The organism is Pasteurella oralis (assembly GCF_042681465.1).
Taxonomy (GTDB): Bacteria; Pseudomonadota; Gammaproteobacteria; order Enterobacterales; family Pasteurellaceae; genus Pasteurella; species Pasteurella oralis.
On sequence record NZ_JBHUFP010000025.1, the window covers coordinates 349,431 to 366,546 of the forward strand.

General features: G+C 37.1%; 19 protein-coding genes and 1 riboswitch. Of the genes, 13 read left to right on the forward strand and 6 right to left on the reverse strand.

Annotated features, from left to right (window positions below):
• Nucleotides 1–410: 410 nt before the first annotated feature.
• Entirely contained in the window at nucleotides 411–1,004 is a 594-nt protein-coding gene (gene ampD, locus ACFSAV_RS10970; RefSeq protein WP_465263159.1) for a 1,6-anhydro-N-acetylmuramyl-L-alanine amidase AmpD, read from the reverse strand.
• Between the two features lie 166 nt (nucleotides 1,005–1,170).
• Here ampD and ppdD point away from each other — a divergent pair, with 166 nt between their 5' ends.
• The 9 genes from ppdD (at nucleotide 1,171) to raiA (ending at nucleotide 8,442) form a co-directional block, all read left to right on the forward strand.
• Nucleotides 1,171–1,605: a prepilin peptidase-dependent pilin gene (ppdD, locus tag ACFSAV_RS10975; protein WP_101775408.1), complete on the forward strand. Its 435-nt coding sequence runs from the start codon at nucleotides 1,171–1,173 to the stop codon at nucleotides 1,603–1,605.
• 11 nt (nucleotides 1,606–1,616) lie between these two features.
• Nucleotides 1,617–2,999, forward strand: coding sequence for a GspE/PulE family protein (locus ACFSAV_RS10980; protein ID WP_379099598.1), 1,383 nt, complete (start codon nucleotides 1,617–1,619; stop codon nucleotides 2,997–2,999).
• Nucleotides 2,996–4,213, forward strand: coding sequence for a type II secretion system F family protein (locus ACFSAV_RS10985; protein ID WP_379099601.1), 1,218 nt, complete (start codon nucleotides 2,996–2,998; stop codon nucleotides 4,211–4,213). The genes ACFSAV_RS10980 and ACFSAV_RS10985 overlap by 4 nt, the downstream gene beginning before the upstream one ends.
• Nucleotides 4,210–4,929 carry a prepilin peptidase gene (locus ACFSAV_RS10990; RefSeq protein ID WP_379099604.1) on the forward strand — a complete coding sequence of 240 codons (720 nt, stop codon included), beginning with the start codon at nucleotides 4,210–4,212 and terminating at the stop codon, nucleotides 4,927–4,929. Before ACFSAV_RS10985 ends, ACFSAV_RS10990 begins: the two co-directional genes overlap by 4 nt.
• 17 nt (nucleotides 4,930–4,946) lie before the next feature.
• Complete coding sequence (coaE, locus tag ACFSAV_RS10995) at nucleotides 4,947–5,558, forward strand: dephospho-CoA kinase (RefSeq protein ID WP_379099606.1); 612 nt, start codon at nucleotides 4,947–4,949, stop codon at nucleotides 5,556–5,558.
• A 19-nt stretch (nucleotides 5,559–5,577) separates the two neighbouring features.
• A complete protein-coding gene (yacG, locus tag ACFSAV_RS11000) occupies nucleotides 5,578–5,778 on the forward strand; it encodes a DNA gyrase inhibitor YacG (protein WP_101775413.1) in 201 nt (66 codons plus the stop codon).
• Nucleotides 5,778–6,044 (forward strand): GNAT family N-acetyltransferase, encoded by a 267-nt coding sequence (locus ACFSAV_RS11005; RefSeq protein ID WP_101775414.1) that lies wholly within the window; start codon nucleotides 5,778–5,780, stop codon nucleotides 6,042–6,044. The genes yacG and ACFSAV_RS11005 overlap by 1 nt, the downstream gene beginning before the upstream one ends.
• A 218-nt stretch (nucleotides 6,045–6,262) precedes the next feature.
• Nucleotides 6,263–6,389: riboswitch (glycine riboswitch) on the forward strand.
• 111 nt (nucleotides 6,390–6,500) lie between these two features.
• Nucleotides 6,501–7,874 carry an alanine/glycine:cation symporter family protein gene (locus ACFSAV_RS11010; protein ID WP_379099610.1) on the forward strand — a complete coding sequence of 458 codons (1,374 nt, stop codon included), beginning with the start codon at nucleotides 6,501–6,503 and terminating at the stop codon, nucleotides 7,872–7,874.
• Nucleotides 7,875–8,124: 250 nt separating this feature from the next.
• Nucleotides 8,125–8,442, forward strand: coding sequence for a ribosome-associated translation inhibitor RaiA (gene raiA / locus ACFSAV_RS11015; protein WP_049216463.1), 318 nt, complete (start codon nucleotides 8,125–8,127; stop codon nucleotides 8,440–8,442).
• A 50-nt stretch (nucleotides 8,443–8,492) separates the two neighbouring features.
• Here raiA and xerD read toward each other — a convergent pair whose 3' ends face one another.
• From xerD to proC, 3 genes are read right to left on the reverse strand one after another with little or no spacing between them, the layout of a single operon-like run.
• A complete protein-coding gene (xerD, locus tag ACFSAV_RS11020; protein ID WP_101775416.1) occupies nucleotides 8,493–9,386 on the reverse strand; it encodes a site-specific tyrosine recombinase XerD in 894 nt (297 codons plus the stop codon).
• A 2-nt stretch (nucleotides 9,387–9,388) separates the two neighbouring features.
• Nucleotides 9,389–10,546 carry a 3-phenylpropionate MFS transporter gene (locus ACFSAV_RS11025; protein WP_379099615.1) on the reverse strand — a complete coding sequence of 386 codons (1,158 nt, stop codon included), beginning with the start codon at nucleotides 10,544–10,546 and terminating at the stop codon, nucleotides 9,389–9,391.
• Complete coding sequence (gene proC / locus ACFSAV_RS11030) at nucleotides 10,546–11,373, reverse strand: pyrroline-5-carboxylate reductase (RefSeq protein WP_379099618.1); 828 nt, start codon at nucleotides 11,371–11,373, stop codon at nucleotides 10,546–10,548. Before proC ends, ACFSAV_RS11025 begins: the two co-directional genes overlap by 1 nt.
• Before the next feature lie 94 nt (nucleotides 11,374–11,467).
• Here proC and rdgC point away from each other — a divergent pair, with 94 nt between their 5' ends.
• Nucleotides 11,468–12,376: a recombination-associated protein RdgC gene (gene rdgC / locus ACFSAV_RS11035; RefSeq protein ID WP_379099621.1), complete on the forward strand. Its 909-nt coding sequence runs from the start codon at nucleotides 11,468–11,470 to the stop codon at nucleotides 12,374–12,376.
• Nucleotides 12,377–12,435: 59 nt separating this feature from the next.
• Here rdgC and ACFSAV_RS11040 read toward each other — a convergent pair whose 3' ends face one another.
• Together ACFSAV_RS11040 and epmB are read right to left on the reverse strand one after the other, a co-directional pair.
• The gene (locus ACFSAV_RS11040) at nucleotides 12,436–13,584 is read right to left on the reverse strand and encodes a LysM-like peptidoglycan-binding domain-containing protein (protein ID WP_379099623.1); all 1,149 of its coding nucleotides are present in this window, start codon (nucleotides 13,582–13,584) and stop codon (nucleotides 12,436–12,438) included.
• A 91-nt stretch (nucleotides 13,585–13,675) separates the two neighbouring features.
• Nucleotides 13,676–14,689, reverse strand: coding sequence for an EF-P beta-lysylation protein EpmB (gene epmB / locus ACFSAV_RS11045; RefSeq protein ID WP_101775421.1), 1,014 nt, complete (start codon nucleotides 14,687–14,689; stop codon nucleotides 13,676–13,678).
• A gap of 35 nt (nucleotides 14,690–14,724) precedes the next feature.
• Here epmB and efp point away from each other — a divergent pair, with 35 nt between their 5' ends.
• The 3 genes from efp to ybeY all read left to right on the forward strand — a co-directional run bounded on the left by efp (nucleotide 14,725) and on the right by ybeY (nucleotide 17,035).
• Complete coding sequence (gene efp / locus ACFSAV_RS11050; RefSeq protein ID WP_049216457.1) at nucleotides 14,725–15,291, forward strand: elongation factor P; 567 nt, start codon at nucleotides 14,725–14,727, stop codon at nucleotides 15,289–15,291.
• Nucleotides 15,292–15,466: 175 nt separating this feature from the next.
• A complete protein-coding gene (locus ACFSAV_RS11055; protein WP_379099626.1) occupies nucleotides 15,467–16,567 on the forward strand; it encodes a PhoH family protein in 1,101 nt (366 codons plus the stop codon).
• Complete coding sequence (ybeY, locus tag ACFSAV_RS11060) at nucleotides 16,568–17,035, forward strand: rRNA maturation RNase YbeY (protein ID WP_379099629.1); 468 nt, start codon at nucleotides 16,568–16,570, stop codon at nucleotides 17,033–17,035. It begins immediately after the preceding gene.
• Nucleotides 17,036–17,116: the final 81 nt, after the last annotated feature.

Sequence of the window (17,116 nt, forward strand, 5' to 3'; positions counted from 1 at the left end):
TTACATATGCACATTATTTGCCAGCTGTGGACAACGTTGTTTATAACTACTATATAACCACAAAATAACAGAAAATTTGTGAGAAAAAACATGATATAGATCCTACGGTTATGTTATTTAGTCTCATGAGCTTTCACTTTTTAATCAAGCTGATACTTGACATTTTAATCGCTTGTTTTTTAGGGCTTAAATTGATGTTCGAAAATACATTTTTTTCAGCAGAATAGCAGACTATTTTACTGCTTTTTTAAGATGATGAGTTATTCACTTTTTCTGTGGATAAAATTGTGGCTGAATCCATGAATTCGTTTTAATAACTCAAATTGATTAATTAATGTTTATCTTTAATTTATAATATTTTATTTAAAATCAAAGAGATATTAAGTTATCCCTTAGTGTATAGACTAGACTTAATCCTGATTATTGACTTGTTTGCTTTTTGAGCATTTTTCTAGTGCTGCACGATAACTTTGCCAATCAAAATATTGACCAGGATCTACTTTTCGACCTGGTGATACATCACAATGTCCAACAATTCGCTCTATTGTAATCAGTGGATAAGCTTGCATAATTTGTTGTGTGAGTGTCACGAGAGCATTGTATTGTTGAGAAGTAAAAGGCTGTAGATTACTTCCTTCAAGCTCAATACCAATCGCAAAATCATTACATTTCGCTCTCCCTTGAAATTCTGAAATTCCAGCATGCCAAGCACGATCACTAAAACTGACATATTGCGTAATATTACCTTGACGATCTATCAAACAATGGGCAGATACTCGCATTTGATAAATTTCTGCAAAATAGGGATGTTGCTTAGGATCAAGTTTGCCTTGGAAAAAATCATCAATATATTGCCCACCAAATTGTTCTGGCGGCAGACTAATATAATGAATAATTAACAGAGAGATATCCTGTGGATCAGGGCGTTGATCAAAGTGTGGTGAGGGGATTCTTTTGACACTATTTAACCACCCTTGTTGGATGTTTTTTTGTAATTTTTTCATCATAACATACTCATTTTGCGATCAAGATCGAGAAAAAGTGCGGTCAATTTTTTTCTATTTTTCCTTTTGTGACAGACTTTATTGGCTAAATTCATTCTTAGTCCGTTTAGCAATATTCATATTTTAGGGCTGTATCCCAGCCCATTTTTAACAAAAGGAATTTCTTATGCAACGATACATTTTTCTTACTATTCAAAAGGGATTTACTTTAATTGAGTTAATGATTGTGGTCGCCATTGTGGCCATTTTAGCGACTGTCGCAATCCCTTCTTATCAAAATTATACTAAAAAAGCTGCCATAGCTGAATTATTGCAAGCTGCCGCCCCCTATCGCGCTGAGGTCGAGTTATGTATTTATAATACGAATAACATTGCTAGTTGTAATGCGGGTAGCCATGGTATTGCGGCAGAGATTAATGCAGGTAAAAAATATTTAAAATCATTAAATGTGAAATCTGGCGTGATCACTGTAACTGGACAGAACAGTTTGGCTGGGGTGAGTTATACATTAACTGCTTCGGGCGATGCTGTTCAAGGTGTAACGTGGCAGGCAACTTGTGGTGAACATGTTGCCTTATTTCCAGCAGGGTTTTGTGCATAATGCGAGTTGATATGCCTTCATTACTTGTCACTACATTAAGTGGTGAATTGATTGAGATCCCTCCTTGTTTATGGCAGAGAAATCAGCAACAGCAAAAGATATTACTACGCTATTTTGCATTACCTTTGCAAGAGGATGAGAAAACGCTTTGGCTTGGTGTGGATTCACTGACTAATTTATCAGCTTGTGAAACCTTTGCTTTTTTGTCTGGTAAAATTGTTGAACCAATATTGTTGGCAACTCAGGAACTAAAAAATACGTTACAGCAGTTATTACCGCAACACTCGTCTATAGAAGAAAGTCCAAAAATTTGTTATCAAACGCTACAACAAACGGATGTTGAAACACAATTAGATGAACCTATTATTCAATTGTTAAATCAAATTTTTGAGCGCGCATTACAGCAAAAAGCTTCTGATATTCATTTTGAACCACAATCGAATGTATTACAGTTACGCTTTCGTGTAGATGGTGTATTGCAGCTACAACCACCATTAGCATTGTCATTGGCTAATCGATTAATCACTCGTCTTAAATTGCTCGCAAAACTCGATATTAGTGAAACACGTTTGCCACAAGATGGGCGTTTTCAATTTAAAACGGCGTTTTCTGATGTACTTGATTTACGTCTTTCTACATTAGCAACCCATTGGGGCGAAAAAGCCGTATTACGCTTGCAGCATAATAAGCCCGTTAATCTCACTTTTTCTGCTTTAGGCATGAATGAATTTCAACAACAATCTTTTCAGCGTGCGCTTAAGCAGCCACAAGGATTGATTTTAGTTACAGGACCAACAGGAAGTGGCAAAAGTATTTCACTTTATACCGCGCTAAATTGGTTAAATAGTATAGAAAAGCATATTTTAAGTGCGGAAGATCCAATTGAGATTGAGCTTGAGGGAATTATCCAAACGCAAATTAACCCTCAAATAGGGCTTGATTTTAGTCGTCTATTACGCACTTTTTTACGTCAGGATCCTGATATTATCATGCTAGGTGAAATTCGTGATGAAGAAACAGCAATCATGGCGTTACGTGCTGCACAAACAGGTCATTTAGTCCTTTCTACACTACATACCAATGATGCGAAATCAGCCCTTTCTCGCTTACAGCAGCTTGGGATTCAGCAACATGAAATTGAACACAGTTTGTTACTTGTTATTGCACAGCGTTTAGTACGCAAGTGTTGTATTGAGTGCGTAGAAAAGCCGCAAACTAATTGCAATTGCTATCAAGGTTATGCTGGGCGGAGTGGTGTGTATCAATTTCTGCAAAAAGATCAGAACGGCAATTTTGTACTTGATTTCAATACATTAAGAGAAAGTGCGATAGATAAAGTCCGTTTAGGTATTACGGATGAAAAAGAAGTCCTGCGTGTCTTGGGGGATAAATGAGTAAGTTAAAACTGTTTCGTTGGCACGGGATTAATCGTTTAAAACAAACACAAAAAGGCATGATTGTTGCTGAAACAGAAGCTATCGCAAAACAACGATTAATTACTCGTGGTTTCCAGCAACTTAGATTACAACAAGATTGGCAGCTTTCGACTAAACCTAAAAATAGTGAGATTTGTGAGCTTTGGAGTCAATTTGCTTTTCTTTTACAATCAGCTTTGCCATTAAAAACCAGTTTGCAAATATTGCAGCAAAATTGCCTTAATATTCAATTAAATCAATGGGTAGTGAATTTATTAAAGAGCTTGGAGAATGGTATTTCATTATCAGTTGCTTTACAACATGCAGGTAATCATGTGACAACTCAAGAACGGCAATTGATCTATATTGGTGAAATGACAGGAAAATTGCCACAAATATGCCAACAAATTGCTGAACAACGTAAAAAGGCATTAGCATTACAGCGTAGAGTACAGAAAATCTTATTTTATCCTGTTGTGGTATTAAGTATTTCCGTGATTTTAACGACTTTGTTATTACTATTCGTTGTGCCACAGTTTGCAGAAATATATGCTGAACAACCTTTACCTGTTTTCACTTCCCTATTATTAAGTTTATCCACGGGATTACAGAGGTATTTTTTACAGATAATGCTGATATTGAGCTTACTCATCCTATTAATTCACTTGCAATCAAAACATTCTCTCTGGTTGAATCGGCAAAAAGTAAAATTGATTCAACGGATTCCATACTTGAATAAAATAACTCAGCTTAACCGTTTGGTACATTTTTGCCGTCATTTACATTTGATGTTGGCCGCAGGGGTTCCGTTAACTCAAGCATTAGATTGTTTTTTACCCAAACAACAAAGTTGGCAGAGAGAGAGAACATTGCAATATGACTTTGTGTTAGTGAATGAAGTGCGGTCGGTTTTGCAGCAAATTTCCTATGGAAATACATTCTCTGATTCTATTAGTACCACGCTATTTCCAGATTCAGTGCAACAGATGTTACAAGTCAGTGAGAAAAGTGGCAAATTTGTTGCTATGTTAGATTATATTGCTGATAACTATCAGCAGCAGTTAGAACATCAATTGGATTTGCTTGCTCAGATGCTAGAGCCTTTGCTGATGTTGCTCATTGGTAGTTTAATTGGATTAATTATGCTTGGTATGTATTTACCTATTTTTAGTATGGGAGCAGTGATGCAATGAATCTGTTGCTTTTTATCTTACTTGGTGGCATGGTGGGATTAGCAGTACGTTATTATTTATCGCATTTTGCGTATTGGGTTGCACAAGAAATTTATCAAGCATATCGTGCAATATTTGCGCCTAACATACCAGAAACTATGTCGCTATCATCAACACTCTCCCCAATAAAGTGCGGTCATTTTTTCTCTTTTTTCATCTACTTTGCTGCTGTGTTCATTATCTGCTATTGTGTGTTTAACCCACTATATCAAGCCTTGTTTATGGCCTGTTATATTAGCCTCTTAATTTGTATTTCATTGACGGATTGGTATTATCAATTGATTTCGTTACCTTTGTGTCAAGCATTGTTCGTTCTAGGGCTTGGGGCAGCATGGGCTAGCATCAGTACTATTACACTTGAGCAGAGTCTGCAAAGTGCATTCAGTGGCTTTATGGCATTTTATGTGATTTATCTATTGGCTAAATGGGTTTATGCAAGAGAAGCATTAGGCAGAGGAGATTATTGGTTGATGTTAGGACTTAGTTCCGTCTTACATTGGTCACAATTGCCTTTATTAGTTTTGATTGCTTGTTGCTGTGCGATGGGATATGCATTTTTCGCAAAATTCTATAAACAGGCGTACTGTCAACTTCCCTTTGCACCTTTTCTCTGTTTAGCGGATATAGTCATGATATTGCTTAATTGGAAGCACGAAAGTATGATCAGCCTGTTTTAATAAGATAAGGAAAATAGATGACTTATATTGTTGGACTCACAGGTGGGATTGGAAGCGGTAAAAGTACAGTTGCGAATTTATTTATTGAACTGGGTGTACCTGTCATTGATGCGGATATAGTAGCAAGGCAAGTTGTACAGAAAGGCTCGCCATTATTGGCACAGATTGTGACACATTTTGGAGAACAAATTTTACTCGATAATGGTGAATTAGATCGTGCACAATTAAGAACACGAATTTTCCAACAACCAGAAGAAAAGATATGGTTAAATAACTTGCTTCATCCTGCTATTAGACAGGAGATGTTAAGGCAACTCTATGCCCAAACTTATCCTTATGTTCTTTGGGTTGTACCTTTGTTAATTGAGAATAATTTAACAGAGCTATGTCAGCGTGTACTGGTTGTTGATGTAAAGCTTGAAACTCAATTACAACGTACTAGTCAACGTGATGGCAATCAGATTGAATTAATTCAGCAAATTATTCATGCACAAGTCGATCGTTATACACGATTAAGTTTTGCTGATGATGTGATCAATAATGATGGAGATTTATCGCAAACATTAGTTGCTCTGAAACAAAAGGTGTTAGAATTACATCATCAATATTTAGCTTTAGCTAAAGCGTAAAGAAAGTGGTGAAAAATATATGTCAGAAATTTTTAATGTACCTTGTCCAATTTGCCAAAAAGCAGTGGAGTGGTCAGAGAAAAGCCCGTATCGTCCTTTTTGTAGTAAACGTTGTCAATTGATTGATTTAGGTGAATGGGCTGCAGAAGAAAAATCTATTCCTTGTGAAACAGCAGATTTTGCCATGAATGAAGAATCTGAAGATTGGAGAGCGCATTAATGCAAATTCAGCATCAACAAACTTATTGTGAAGGTGAGTTTTTCTTGTTAGATAAAATGGGTAATAAAGCAGCACAACTTACTTATTTTTTTATAGATGAGAAAACGATTAACGCTAATCATACTTATGTTTCTCCAACTTTACGTGGACAAGGTGTGGCAGAACAGTTATATCAAGCATTAGTTCGTTTTGTTGATCAAAATCAGCTTCATCTTATCCCAACATGTAGCTATATAGTAAAAAAATGGCAACGTGATAATCGATAATTCCATTTAAAGCAGGTTTAAAAGATCTGCTTTTCTCTATTTTTAAACTAACATTACACTTCTTGTTTTTTGCATTTTATCTGCTAAAATTTAACTCACTTTTTTTGAAAAATTCAACAAAAGTAAGTTCGGATGAAGGTAGCTGGAGAGTAGGGAATTGACCCTACGCCGACGAGGTAAAATCTTTCAGGCGCTGATAATAAGCAGGGACTGTTACTGGACGAACCCTTGGAGAGAGCCGTTATATTAAATTAAAAAATATAAAACGGCCGCCGAAGGCGCAAAAAGAGCGGTCAGTTTTTTCCGTTTTTTCAAACGCTCAGGCAAAAGGACAGGGGCAACAAGACTATTCGGTTTGATGTTTTACATACATTTTTTGTGTGTCATTCTATTTTAACTCTTCCGCAAAATGCTTTTGCCTCCTTGTAATTCGTTATTTTTTACGAGGATCTTTTAATGTCATTAGAATCAATTTTATCATCAGTCAACAGCTTTGTTTGGGGACCGCCCTTATTGATTTTGCTTTCAGGAACAGGGCTGTATTTAACTTTTCGTTTAAGTTTCATTCAATTTATTCATCTGCCACGTGCATTATCTTATTTATTCAAAAAAGAAAAAGGTACAGGTAAGAAAGGCGATGTTTCTTCTTTTGCTGCACTATGTACCGCATTAGCTGCAACTATCGGTACGGGGAATATTGTTGGAGTTGCCACTGCTGTGCAAGCTGGTGGTCCTGGTGCCGTGTTTTGGATGTGGTTAGTCGCATTATTGGGGATGGCAACAAAATATGCTGAATGCTTATTAGCGGTAAAATATCGAGTACGTGATAAGCAAGGCTTTATGGCTGGTGGACCTATGTATTACATTGAGCGTGGCTTAGGTATTAAGTGGTTAGCAAAGCTCTTTGCGCTTTTTGGTATTTTAGTAGCATTCTTTGGGATTGGGACTTTTCCTCAAGTTAATGCAATTACCCACGCAATGCAAGATACATTTAGTGTACCTATTCCATTAACGGCATCGATTATTACTGCGCTGGTTGCGTTGATTATCCTTGGTGGAGTGCGACGGATTGCAATTGTATCCTCCTATATTGTGCCTTTTATGGCGGTGCTTTATGTGGCGACATCTATCATTATTTTATTAATCAACTGGCAATTAGTGCCACAAGCTGTTGGGCTAATTATTCATAGTGCTTTTAATCCAAGTGCCGCATTAGGTGGTGCGTTAGGTTATACCGTAATGAAAGCTATTCAGTCTGGAGTAGCTCGTGGGATATTCTCTAATGAATCAGGTTTAGGTAGTGCGCCAATTGCTGCGGCAGCTGCACAAACTAAAGAACCTGTGCGTCAGGGATTGATTTCGATGACTGGGACTTTTTTAGATACTATTATCGTTTGTTCGATGACTGGAATCGTATTGGTGATTACCGGTGCTTGGCAATCGACAGATATGGCAGGTGCTGCCTTGACAAACTATGCTTTTACTGAAGGTTTAAGTTCTAATTTAGGCGGTACGATTGTGACTGTTGGCTTGTTATTTTTTGCATTTACTACAATTTTAGGCTGGTGCTATTATGGTGAACGCTGCTTTGTTTATCTTGTAGGTACCCGAGGTATCAAGTTGTATCGTTTTGTCTTCATTGTATTAGTCGGTTGTGGGGCTTTTATTCATCTCGATTTAATTTGGATTTTAGCAGATATTGTAAATGGCTTGATGGCATTTCCAAATTTAATTGCATTGATTGGATTGCGTCACGTCATCGTCAGTGAAACAAAAGATTATTTTGATCGTTTAAAAATGAATAAAGCTGATGCAGATGAGTTAGCTTAATTTTTAATTGATTGAAATATAAGCAAAAAGATTGAGGGGATATCAAAATAGAATCTTCTCAATCATAGCAACTTTCTTTTAATAATCTAGTATTAAATGATAATTTTTCTATCTAGATCATACTTTTGAACTTTTCCAAAAAAATTCAGCAAAAAAACTTGAAAACTGATGACAAGGGGACTATGTTGTAGTTAAGGATTATTAATCACAAGGGACATTAAGTCCCCTTTTCAACAGAGAGGTAAATGCTATGACTCTAAATATCACAAGCAAACAAATGGAAATCACCCCTGCAATCCGTGCTCATGTCGAAGATAGACTTGCTAAATTAGGAAAATGGCAAACTCAATTAATCAATCCCCACTTTATTTTAAACAAAATCCCCAAAGGCTTCTCTGTTGAAGCATCAATTGGCACGCCATTAGGTGACTTGTTTGCGAAAGCTGAGTCAGATGATATGTATAAAGCAGTTAATGAAGTCGAAGAAAAGTTAGAGCGTCAGTTAAATAAATTACAACATAAAGGTGAGGCGCGCCGCGCTGATGAACGTTTAAAAGATTCTTTTTAAACGATAATAAATTAGTAAAACTGCATCTTCTTGATGCAGTTTTTTTATTTTTATCCTCTTGGATGATAGCGTTGATGTAAATGCTTTAAGCGTTCTTTCGCAACATGAGTATAAATTTGAGTAGTAGAAAGATCGCTATGACCTAAAAGCATTTGTACTACACGTAAATCTGCGCCATGATTCACTAAATGGGTAGCAAATGCATGGCGAAGTACATGTGGTGATAAGCTAGCTATATCAATTTCTGCAAGTAGTGCGTAATGTTTAATCCGATGCCAAAAAGTTTGGCGAGTCATTTGTACTGCTCTTTTACTTGGGAAAACCACATCTGAACTTTGTCCATTAAGTAAAAATGGACGACCATAAAGCATAAATTGTCGGATCCAATAAGTTGCTTCTTCTCCGATAGGCACTATGCGTTCTTTATTACCTTTACCGATGACACGTACAATGCCTTGATTAATATCTATGTTTTCGATAGTCAGTGAAACTAATTCGGTAACACGTAGTCCTGTCGCATATAATAATTCCATCATTGCTTTATCTCGTAATTCTAATGGAATTTCTACATCAGGTGAATTTAATAGAGTTGTTACTTGCTGTTCAGTTAAATACTTAGGCAAGCGAGTAGGCAGTTTGGGTGAGCTTAATACTGCGCTAGGATCATCAGCACGATATTTTTCTCGATACAAATATTGAAATAATTTACGCATTGCACTTAATAAGCGAGCTGTACTGGTTGCTTTATAACCTTGTGTTAAACGTTCTCCTAAAAAAGTTTGTAAATCTATTGCATCTAAATTCAGTAGCGTTAAGTTATGTTTTTCCAGCCATTTTGATAGTGCAGTCAAATCTAAACGATAAGATTGCACTGTATTTTCAGATAAATGTTTTTCTATCCACACTTCATTCAGAAAGAGTTCAATTAACGCGCTATCTTTCATAGTTAGCACCTTTTAAGCAAAAATGCATCTACTTTACGTGGAATAGCAACTAAAGCGAGTGCCGCAAAAGCCATCATAACAAGAAAAGTGATGGTAGGAGAAATAGGATATAACACACCTGAAAGCGCAGTGAGGAGTGCGACTGCGCCACAACCGGAAATACCATTATATAAGCCTTGGAGCTTGGCAATATGTGAAATAGGTTGTGTAGTGAAGTAGCGAATGATGGCATAGTGGCTTACTGCATAAGTGAGACTATGTAATGTTTGAATGAGGGCTAATGACATTATTTCTTCTGCTACACTGAGTGCTCCCCAGCGTATTACAGTAGCGATGGCGGATAAATAAAATAACGAACTAACTTTCCAAGTACGAAAGAGTTTGGTTGAGAAAAAGAATAACAACATTTCTGCGATCACACTTAATCCCCACAATAAGCTGGTTGTTTGTACAGAAATCCCTAAGCTCGTCCAATATAAGACACTATAGGCATAGTAAGTAGCATGTGACCCTTGAATTAATGAGATAGCGATAAGTAAACGCAGTGTCGTTTTGTTTTGTAATAAGTGTTTAAAGCTAACCTGATTTCCTACCGCACTTTGTTGATCTTCAGGCATGGGGGTTGGGATTGTCATTTGCATAGTAGCGTAAATCATTAAAAGTGCGGTTAAAATCCATACAATACTGCTTTCTCCTAATGTACCAATAACATAACCAAACACCACAACGCCGACGACAAAAGCAAGAGAACCGATCAAGCGGGCTTTACCATAGTCTAAATAGATTTGCTGTTGCCACACACTTGCAAGCGTATCGCTCAGCGGCATACCTGCAGCATTGACCATCGCAAATAAGGCGATAGCGATAAAGAGTAACCAAAAGCTTTCTGCAATGAAACTCATGCTGAAGACAATCAGGCAGCTTATCCAAGCTAAATAGCGTAAAGCGTAGATCAGTTGAGAAGCTTTTTTAAGCAGGCTGGAAAAGAAAATACCACCAATAAAACGAAAGACATAAGAACTAGCGATAACTAATCCGATTAATTCTTCTCCATAAGATTGGGATTTTAACCACACGGGAAAGAAAGGGACAAACACACCGTAAGCACAAAAATAGCCGAAAAAGCTTAAAGCAAGCCAGTTAAATGCTGAAATTTTCATTAAAACAATTTTTCCATTTGTTGAGAGCGTTCGACACAAGCATGCATGGCTTGTTGAACAGTTTGTTGTAAATTTTGTTGATTAAATATAGCGAGTGCAGCAGCGGTTGTGCCTCCTTTGGAGGTGACGTTTTCACGTAGGGTGGAAATGGTAAGTTCTGGATTTTCTACCACCATTTTTGCTGCTCCTAATGCTGACTGCTGTACTAATAAACGCGCAGTAGTTTCATCTAAATTCATCGCTAACAAGGCTTTTTGCATTGCCTCCATGAATAAGAAAAAATAGGCAGGACTGCTTCCTGAACCTGCTGTAATTGCATGCATTTGATCTTCATCTGCCACCCAACAAGTTTTACCTACCGCAGCTAATAAATCTTGTGCAAAATTTTTGAGTTCAATAGGTAAATTGGTAGGCGCAAATAAGCCTGACATCCCTTCTGAAACGAGTGCTGGTGTATTAGGCATCACTCGAACAATATGTTGAGCTGAAGGTAAAAGCTGACTTAACCTTGCCTGCGAGATACCCGCTGCAATGGAGATCACCAATTTTGGGGTAAAATTGACCGCACTTAAACTGTGACAAACATCGGCGAGTACTTGTGGTTTGACGGCAAGCAATAAAACTTCTGATTTTCTGACCGCAGTTTGATTGCTTATTTCTGTACTTTCAACTACTTGAATACCTTTTTGGGCAAATAGCGTCAGTTTGTCAGTGTTAGGATCACAAACCGTAATTTGTGCCGCAGGATAGCCTTGTTTGAGTAAACCGAAAATAATCGCTTGCGCCATATTTCCGCCACCAATAAAGCAAATGGATTTAGTTTGCATATTTTATCTCGAACTACGTTACAATATGAGGGATATTGTCGCGAATGCGACACAGAATTTGCCTATTCTACCTGAAAAAAAGAAGGAACAAACTATGTTTTGGTTTAAAAACGCCATGATTTATCGTTTAACTAAAGATTTGGATTGGTCAGCTGAATTACTACAAAATCAATTACAACGATGTGAATATCATCCTTGCCAGCAATCAGATATGAGTAAATTTGGCTGGACAAACCCTTTACGAGGCAGTGAATTGTTATATTTTTCAGTTGGCAAACAACTCTTATTGGTCGCGCATAAAGAAGAAAAAATCTTGCCAGCTCAGGTAGTCAATGCTGAACTTGAACAGCGTGTGACTCAGTTAGAACAAAAAGAAAATCGCAAATTAAAGAAAGTGGAAAAACAAACGTTGCAAGATGATGTTATCGCTGGATTATTGCCGCGCGCATTTAGTAAAAATCAACAAACCGCATTATGGATTGATACAGAGAATAATTTGATTTATGTGGATTGTGCATCAAGTAAACGCGCAGAAGATACATTGGCATTATTACGCAAATCACTCGGTTCTTTACCTGTCGTGCCGTTAGCTTTTGCTAATGAACCTAGTTTAATTATGACAGATTGGATCAGTCATGATAGTACGCCACAATGGTTGATACCTTTAGAAGAAGCGGAGTTAACTGGCAGTAGCGATACTGGGATTATTCGTTGTAAGCAGCAAAATTTAGATTCAGAAGAAATTCAATCATTATTAGCAGCAGGTAAACTTGTCACTAAATTGTCTTTGGCTTGGGAAGAACATCTCAGTTTTGTGTTAAATGAAGACGGTACTTTGAAGCGCTTAAAGTTTGCGGATCAAATTCGTGAGAAAAATGATGATATTTTAAAAGAAGATTATGCGCAACGTTTTGATGCTGATTTTGTGTTGATGACAGGGGTGTTAAGCCAATTGATTGAGAATTTACTTGATGATTTTGGTGGTGAAAAAGAACGGTTATAAAGTGAATTTTTGACTACACAAGAGAAAGCCTGTGATTACACAGGCTTTTTTACATGTCCTTATTTTTTATAAAGATAACTACCATCTGCTTGGCGAATAAATCTTGCACCATTTTCTAAGCGAAGTTCAGTGACTCGCCCTTGTGCATTTACTGCAACTTGCACTTTATCACCTGCTTTAAAGCTGCTTAAGGCATTACCTGCTCCAGCTGCTTTTGTCATGGCGTTTACATCTGCAATATTTAAATTATGATTGCGAAAAACTTGCATTAAACTCACGCCTTGTGGAATGGTTAGCGTTTTCCCTTTATTTGATTTAGCTGGTTCAGCATCAACAACAGGTGCGGCTTTCTTTTCAGCCTTTACTTTTTCAAGGGGTTTTATTTTTTCTACTGGTTTAGTTTGTTCAATAACTTTTGCTTTTTCCACCACTTTCGGCTTTTCAACTGCCTGTACTTTCTCAACAACTTTTTGTGGTTCCACTGGTTGTTTTACTGGTTGAGGTTTTATTTCAATAGGCTGTTCAATTTTAGGTTGCTCAGTTTCAGTAGATTGTATTGTTGTCGGTGGCACGGCTATATCTGGCGCTGTTGACATATTATTTAATGTCGTATCATTTTGTACACGTTCAACAGGCATAGTCGTTGGCTCGTTTATCTTTTGCGGTTTCTTTAAATCATCCAAAATTGAATTTTCAAGTGCTTGCTGCTTATCTAAAGGCTGGAATTGAATTGGTACCGCATTACTATTTTGTTGTTCAAATGATTGGACTGTTTCAGAGCTTGGTTTTAAGGCAAAGAAAATAATCAGTAATAAAATGAGGGCTAATAATGTGACAAATAAACGACGGTGTTGTTGTGGTAATACTTGTAACATTGGCCAAGTTTCTGGATTTTTCCAGTTGATTTTCGTTGCAACAGCAACAGATGTTGCTTCGGGTTGTTCATACTGAACGTCTGCTGTTGTTTCTTGAGTATCATTTTCAGTATTAGCTATTGCTGCTTCACTGAATGTAGGTTCTTTACGTGCACTAAATTGAGATTCTGCTTGCTCCTTTTTAGCAAATAAACTTTTTGCTTTATCAAAAATTGATGGCTCTGGTTTAATCACTTTTTTCGGTGTAATTGGCTCAACTTGGTTAAACTCTAAATCCAACTCATTCTGTGCTGGATTATGTTCAACCTCTGGCTTTTGTTTTTCTGAATCCACGATAGTACCTCAATTCTAAATAGCTTAACTTATATACACTTTAAAGTGCGGTCAAAATTTGGTTTATTCTAAAGGATATTTATTGATTTTCCTATGCTGTATAAAGGGTTTTATTTGGCTCTTTCGCAATTTCACGGGCTAATTTCGGTACCAAATAGCCTGAAGTGATACTTTGTAATTCTTTGTAAATTTTTATTGCTTGTTTATCATCAATATAAAAATGGCTTGCGCCTTCTACTTTATCTAGTAAATGTAAATAATAAGGCAGAATATTAGCAGTAAACAGTTTATCACCTAATTGTTTTAAAGTATCAGCATTGTCATTGATCCCTTTAAGTAACACTGCTTGGTTTAATAAGACCACACCAACTTGTTTTAGTTTAATTATTGCTTGTGTTAACTGTTGGTCAATTTCATTTGGATGGTTGATATGTGTCACCATGACACTTTGTAAACGACAGTTTGCTAACATGTGACAGAGTGCATCTGTAATGCGTTGTGGAATTACAACAGGCAAGCGTGTATGAATGCGCAGACGTTGTAAGTGCGGTATGTTTTCTAGCTTTTTTATTAACCAGGCTAATTCATGATCCTTTGCCATTAAAGGATCGCCACCAGAAAAAATCACTTCTTCAATTTCTGGACGAGTAGAAATATACTCTAATGCTTTTTGCCAGTTTGCTTTATTACCTTTGTTATCAGCGTAAGGAAAATGGCGGCGGAAACAGTATCGACAATTTACAGCACAGCCGCCTTTAACCATTAATAACAAACGGTTACGATATTTGTGTAAAACGCTAGGTATAACCGCATTCTGTTCTTGCAGAGGATCTTGTATAAAGCCTTCTACTTGCAAAAACTCATCATTGGCAGTCATCACTTGTAGGAAAAGAGGATCTTTCGGGTTGCCTTTTTCCATTTTAGCGACAAAAGGCAATGGCACTCGCATAGCAAATAGGCGGCGTGCTTCAATATCTTTTTCAAAAGAGGTAATGGGTAAATTGAGTGTTTTTAATAATATTTTCGGATCGGAAATGGCATTTGCTAGATGATCTGTCCAACTTTGTTCTTCTCTAATTGCTATATTTTGAGTTAAAATGTGCACTTTTGAAAACAATCTCTTTATAACTTGAGGATAATATGGCTACATATACTACCAGTGATTTCAAACCAGGTCTAAAATTTATGCAAGATGGCGAACCTTGCGTGATCGTTGAAAATGAATTTGTTAAACCTGGAAAAGGTCAGGCATTCACTCGCACGCGTATCCGTAAATTAATTTCTGGCAAAGTATTGGATGTGAACTTCAAATCTGGCACTTCAGTTGAAGCTGCTGATGTAATGGACTTAAACTTAACTTACTCATACAAAGATGATGCATTCTGGTATTTCATGCATCCAGAAACATTTGAACAATATTCAGCTGATGCGAAAGCCGTTGGTGATGCAGAAAAATGGTTATTAGACCAAGCAGATTGTATCGTGACATTATGGAATGGTTCTCCTATCTCAATTACACCACCAAACTTTGTAGAATTAGAAATTGTCGATACTGACCCAGGCTTGAAAGGTGATACTGCGGGTACAGGTGGTAAACCTGCAACATTAAGTACGGGCGCAGTAGTCAAAGTCCCTTTATTCGTTCAAATTGGCGAAGTTATCAAAGTTGATACACGTTCTGGTGAATACGTTTCACGTGTAAAATAAGCAAATTTTGATTGCTATAATGTGATAAGTGAAGGCAAGCAGAGAAGCTTGCCTTTATTTTTCTTTGTCAAGATAAAATCTCTTTCTATTTATCCTTGTTGCAATCTCACCTAGCAAATTCGGGCTAATCTCTTTACAATACAGACAATTTTAAATTTTATTTTGAGGTTTAGCTTTGAGCGATTTACTCACTGAAATATTTACACTGGAGCCACAGGATAATGCGCGTTTGCAAGCATTGTGTGGGGCATATGAAGGTAATTTACAACTGATTGAAAAATCATTGAACTTAACAATTTTACGTCGTAATTTTACTTTTACTATTCAAGCTAACACGCAGGAAAATAAGCTTCATCATGCTACTTTGCTGAAAAGTGCGGCTAAATTAATTCAAGTTTTGTATTTAGAAACCGCACCTGTGCGTGGCCAAATTAAAGCGCTGGATTTAGAAGATGTACATATCGCTATTCAAGAAAGTCGTATTTTAGTACAACAGAGTGAAGATACTGAAGGCAGCAAAGTATATGCTTCTTCAATTAAAACCAAACGTGGTTTGATTAAGCCACGTGGTCCGAATCAAGTTCAATATTTACATAATATTTTTCGGCATGATATCAGTTTTGGTATTGGTCCTGCGGGGACAGGGAAAACTTTTTTGGCAGTAGCAGCAGCGGTTGAGGCTTTAGAAAAACAGGACGTCCGTCGAATTTTATTGACTCGTCCAGCAGTAGAAGCAGGCGAAAAATTAGGTTTTTTACCCGGTGATTTAGGGCAAAAAATTGAACCTTATTTACGTCCCCTGTATGACGCACTTTTTGAGATGTTAGGTTTTGAGCGTGTACAAAAATTAATGGAGCGTAATGTGATTGAAATTGCGCCTTTAGCTTATATGCGTGGTCGTACTTTGAATGATAGCTTTATTATTCTTGATGAAAGCCAAAATACCACAGTCGAACAAATGAAGATGTTTTTAACGCGTATCGGTTTTAATTCAAAGGCAGTTATTACGGGTGATATTACGCAGATTGACTTACCACGTAGCCAAAAATCAGGCTTACGTCATGCTATTGAAGTATTAGAACACGTACCAGAACTGAGTTTTAACTATTTTGAAAGTAAAGATATTGTCCGCCATCCAGTAGTGGCAAAAGTGGTTCAGGCTTATGATGTTTGGGAAGCTCAAGATGAAATGCGTCGTGCTGCAATTGCTGAGCAACGTCGCCAAGAGTTTGCTGAAAAAGAGCGGTCAGAAAATTCGTTAAATGAGAATGCATAAATGAAACAAGTGATCATTGATTTACAAATCGCCACTGAAAATCCAGAAAACTTACCGAGTGCAGCGCAAATTCAAACATGGGCAAATCATGCACTGCAACCTGAATTATCTGATCTAGAAATGACAGTACGTATTGTGGATGAGGCAGAAAGCCATCAGCTCAATTTAACTTATCGGGGGAAAGATAAGCCAACCAATGTACTTTCTTTTCCTTTTGAATGCCCAGATGAAGTCGAACTTAGCTTGTTAGGCGATTTAGTTATTTGTCGCCAAGTTGTAGAAAAGGAAGCACAGCAGCAAGGTAAAGCGCTGATGGCACATTGGGCGCATATGATTGTGCATGGGAGTTTACATTTACTGGGTTATGATCATATTGACGATGCGGAAGCAGAAGAAATGGAGAGCCTAGAAACTGAAATTATGCAAGCTCTTGGCTTTGATGATCCTTATTTGAGTGAGAAAGCATAAAAATTTTGTAAAAATAGACCGCACTTTTAAACCATTTTGTAAAATAGTGGTCAAAGAAAACCCAAATTTAATCAGGGAAAA

Excerpts from the sequence above, each read along its gene's own strand:
- ampD (WP_465263159.1), bottom strand. The coding sequence starts at position 1,004 with ATGAAAAAATTACAAAAAAACATCCAACAAGGGTGGTTAAATAGTGTC.
- ppdD (WP_101775408.1), top strand. The coding sequence starts at position 1,171 with ATGCAACGATACATTTTTCTTACTATTCAAAAGGGATTTACTTTAATT.
- ACFSAV_RS10980 (WP_379099598.1), top strand. The coding sequence starts at position 1,617 with ATGCCTTCATTACTTGTCACTACATTAAGTGGTGAATTGATTGAGATC.
- ACFSAV_RS10985 (WP_379099601.1), top strand. The coding sequence starts at position 2,996 with ATGAGTAAGTTAAAACTGTTTCGTTGGCACGGGATTAATCGTTTAAAA.
- ACFSAV_RS10990 (WP_379099604.1), top strand. The coding sequence starts at position 4,210 with ATGAATCTGTTGCTTTTTATCTTACTTGGTGGCATGGTGGGATTAGCA.
- coaE (WP_379099606.1), top strand. The coding sequence starts at position 4,947 with ATGACTTATATTGTTGGACTCACAGGTGGGATTGGAAGCGGTAAAAGT.
- yacG (WP_101775413.1), top strand. The coding sequence starts at position 5,578 with ATGTCAGAAATTTTTAATGTACCTTGTCCAATTTGCCAAAAAGCAGTG.
- ACFSAV_RS11005 (WP_101775414.1), top strand. The coding sequence starts at position 5,778 with ATGCAAATTCAGCATCAACAAACTTATTGTGAAGGTGAGTTTTTCTTG.
- ACFSAV_RS11010 (WP_379099610.1), top strand. The coding sequence starts at position 6,501 with ATGTCATTAGAATCAATTTTATCATCAGTCAACAGCTTTGTTTGGGGA.
- raiA (WP_049216463.1), top strand. The coding sequence starts at position 8,125 with ATGACTCTAAATATCACAAGCAAACAAATGGAAATCACCCCTGCAATC.
- xerD (WP_101775416.1), bottom strand. The coding sequence starts at position 9,386 with ATGAAAGATAGCGCGTTAATTGAACTCTTTCTGAATGAAGTGTGGATA.
- ACFSAV_RS11025 (WP_379099615.1), bottom strand. The coding sequence starts at position 10,546 with ATGAAAATTTCAGCATTTAACTGGCTTGCTTTAAGCTTTTTCGGCTAT.
- proC (WP_379099618.1), bottom strand. The coding sequence starts at position 11,373 with ATGCAAACTAAATCCATTTGCTTTATTGGTGGCGGAAATATGGCGCAA.
- rdgC (WP_379099621.1), top strand. The coding sequence starts at position 11,468 with ATGTTTTGGTTTAAAAACGCCATGATTTATCGTTTAACTAAAGATTTG.
- efp (WP_049216457.1), top strand. The coding sequence starts at position 14,725 with ATGGCTACATATACTACCAGTGATTTCAAACCAGGTCTAAAATTTATG.
- ybeY (WP_379099629.1), top strand. The coding sequence starts at position 16,568 with ATGAAACAAGTGATCATTGATTTACAAATCGCCACTGAAAATCCAGAA.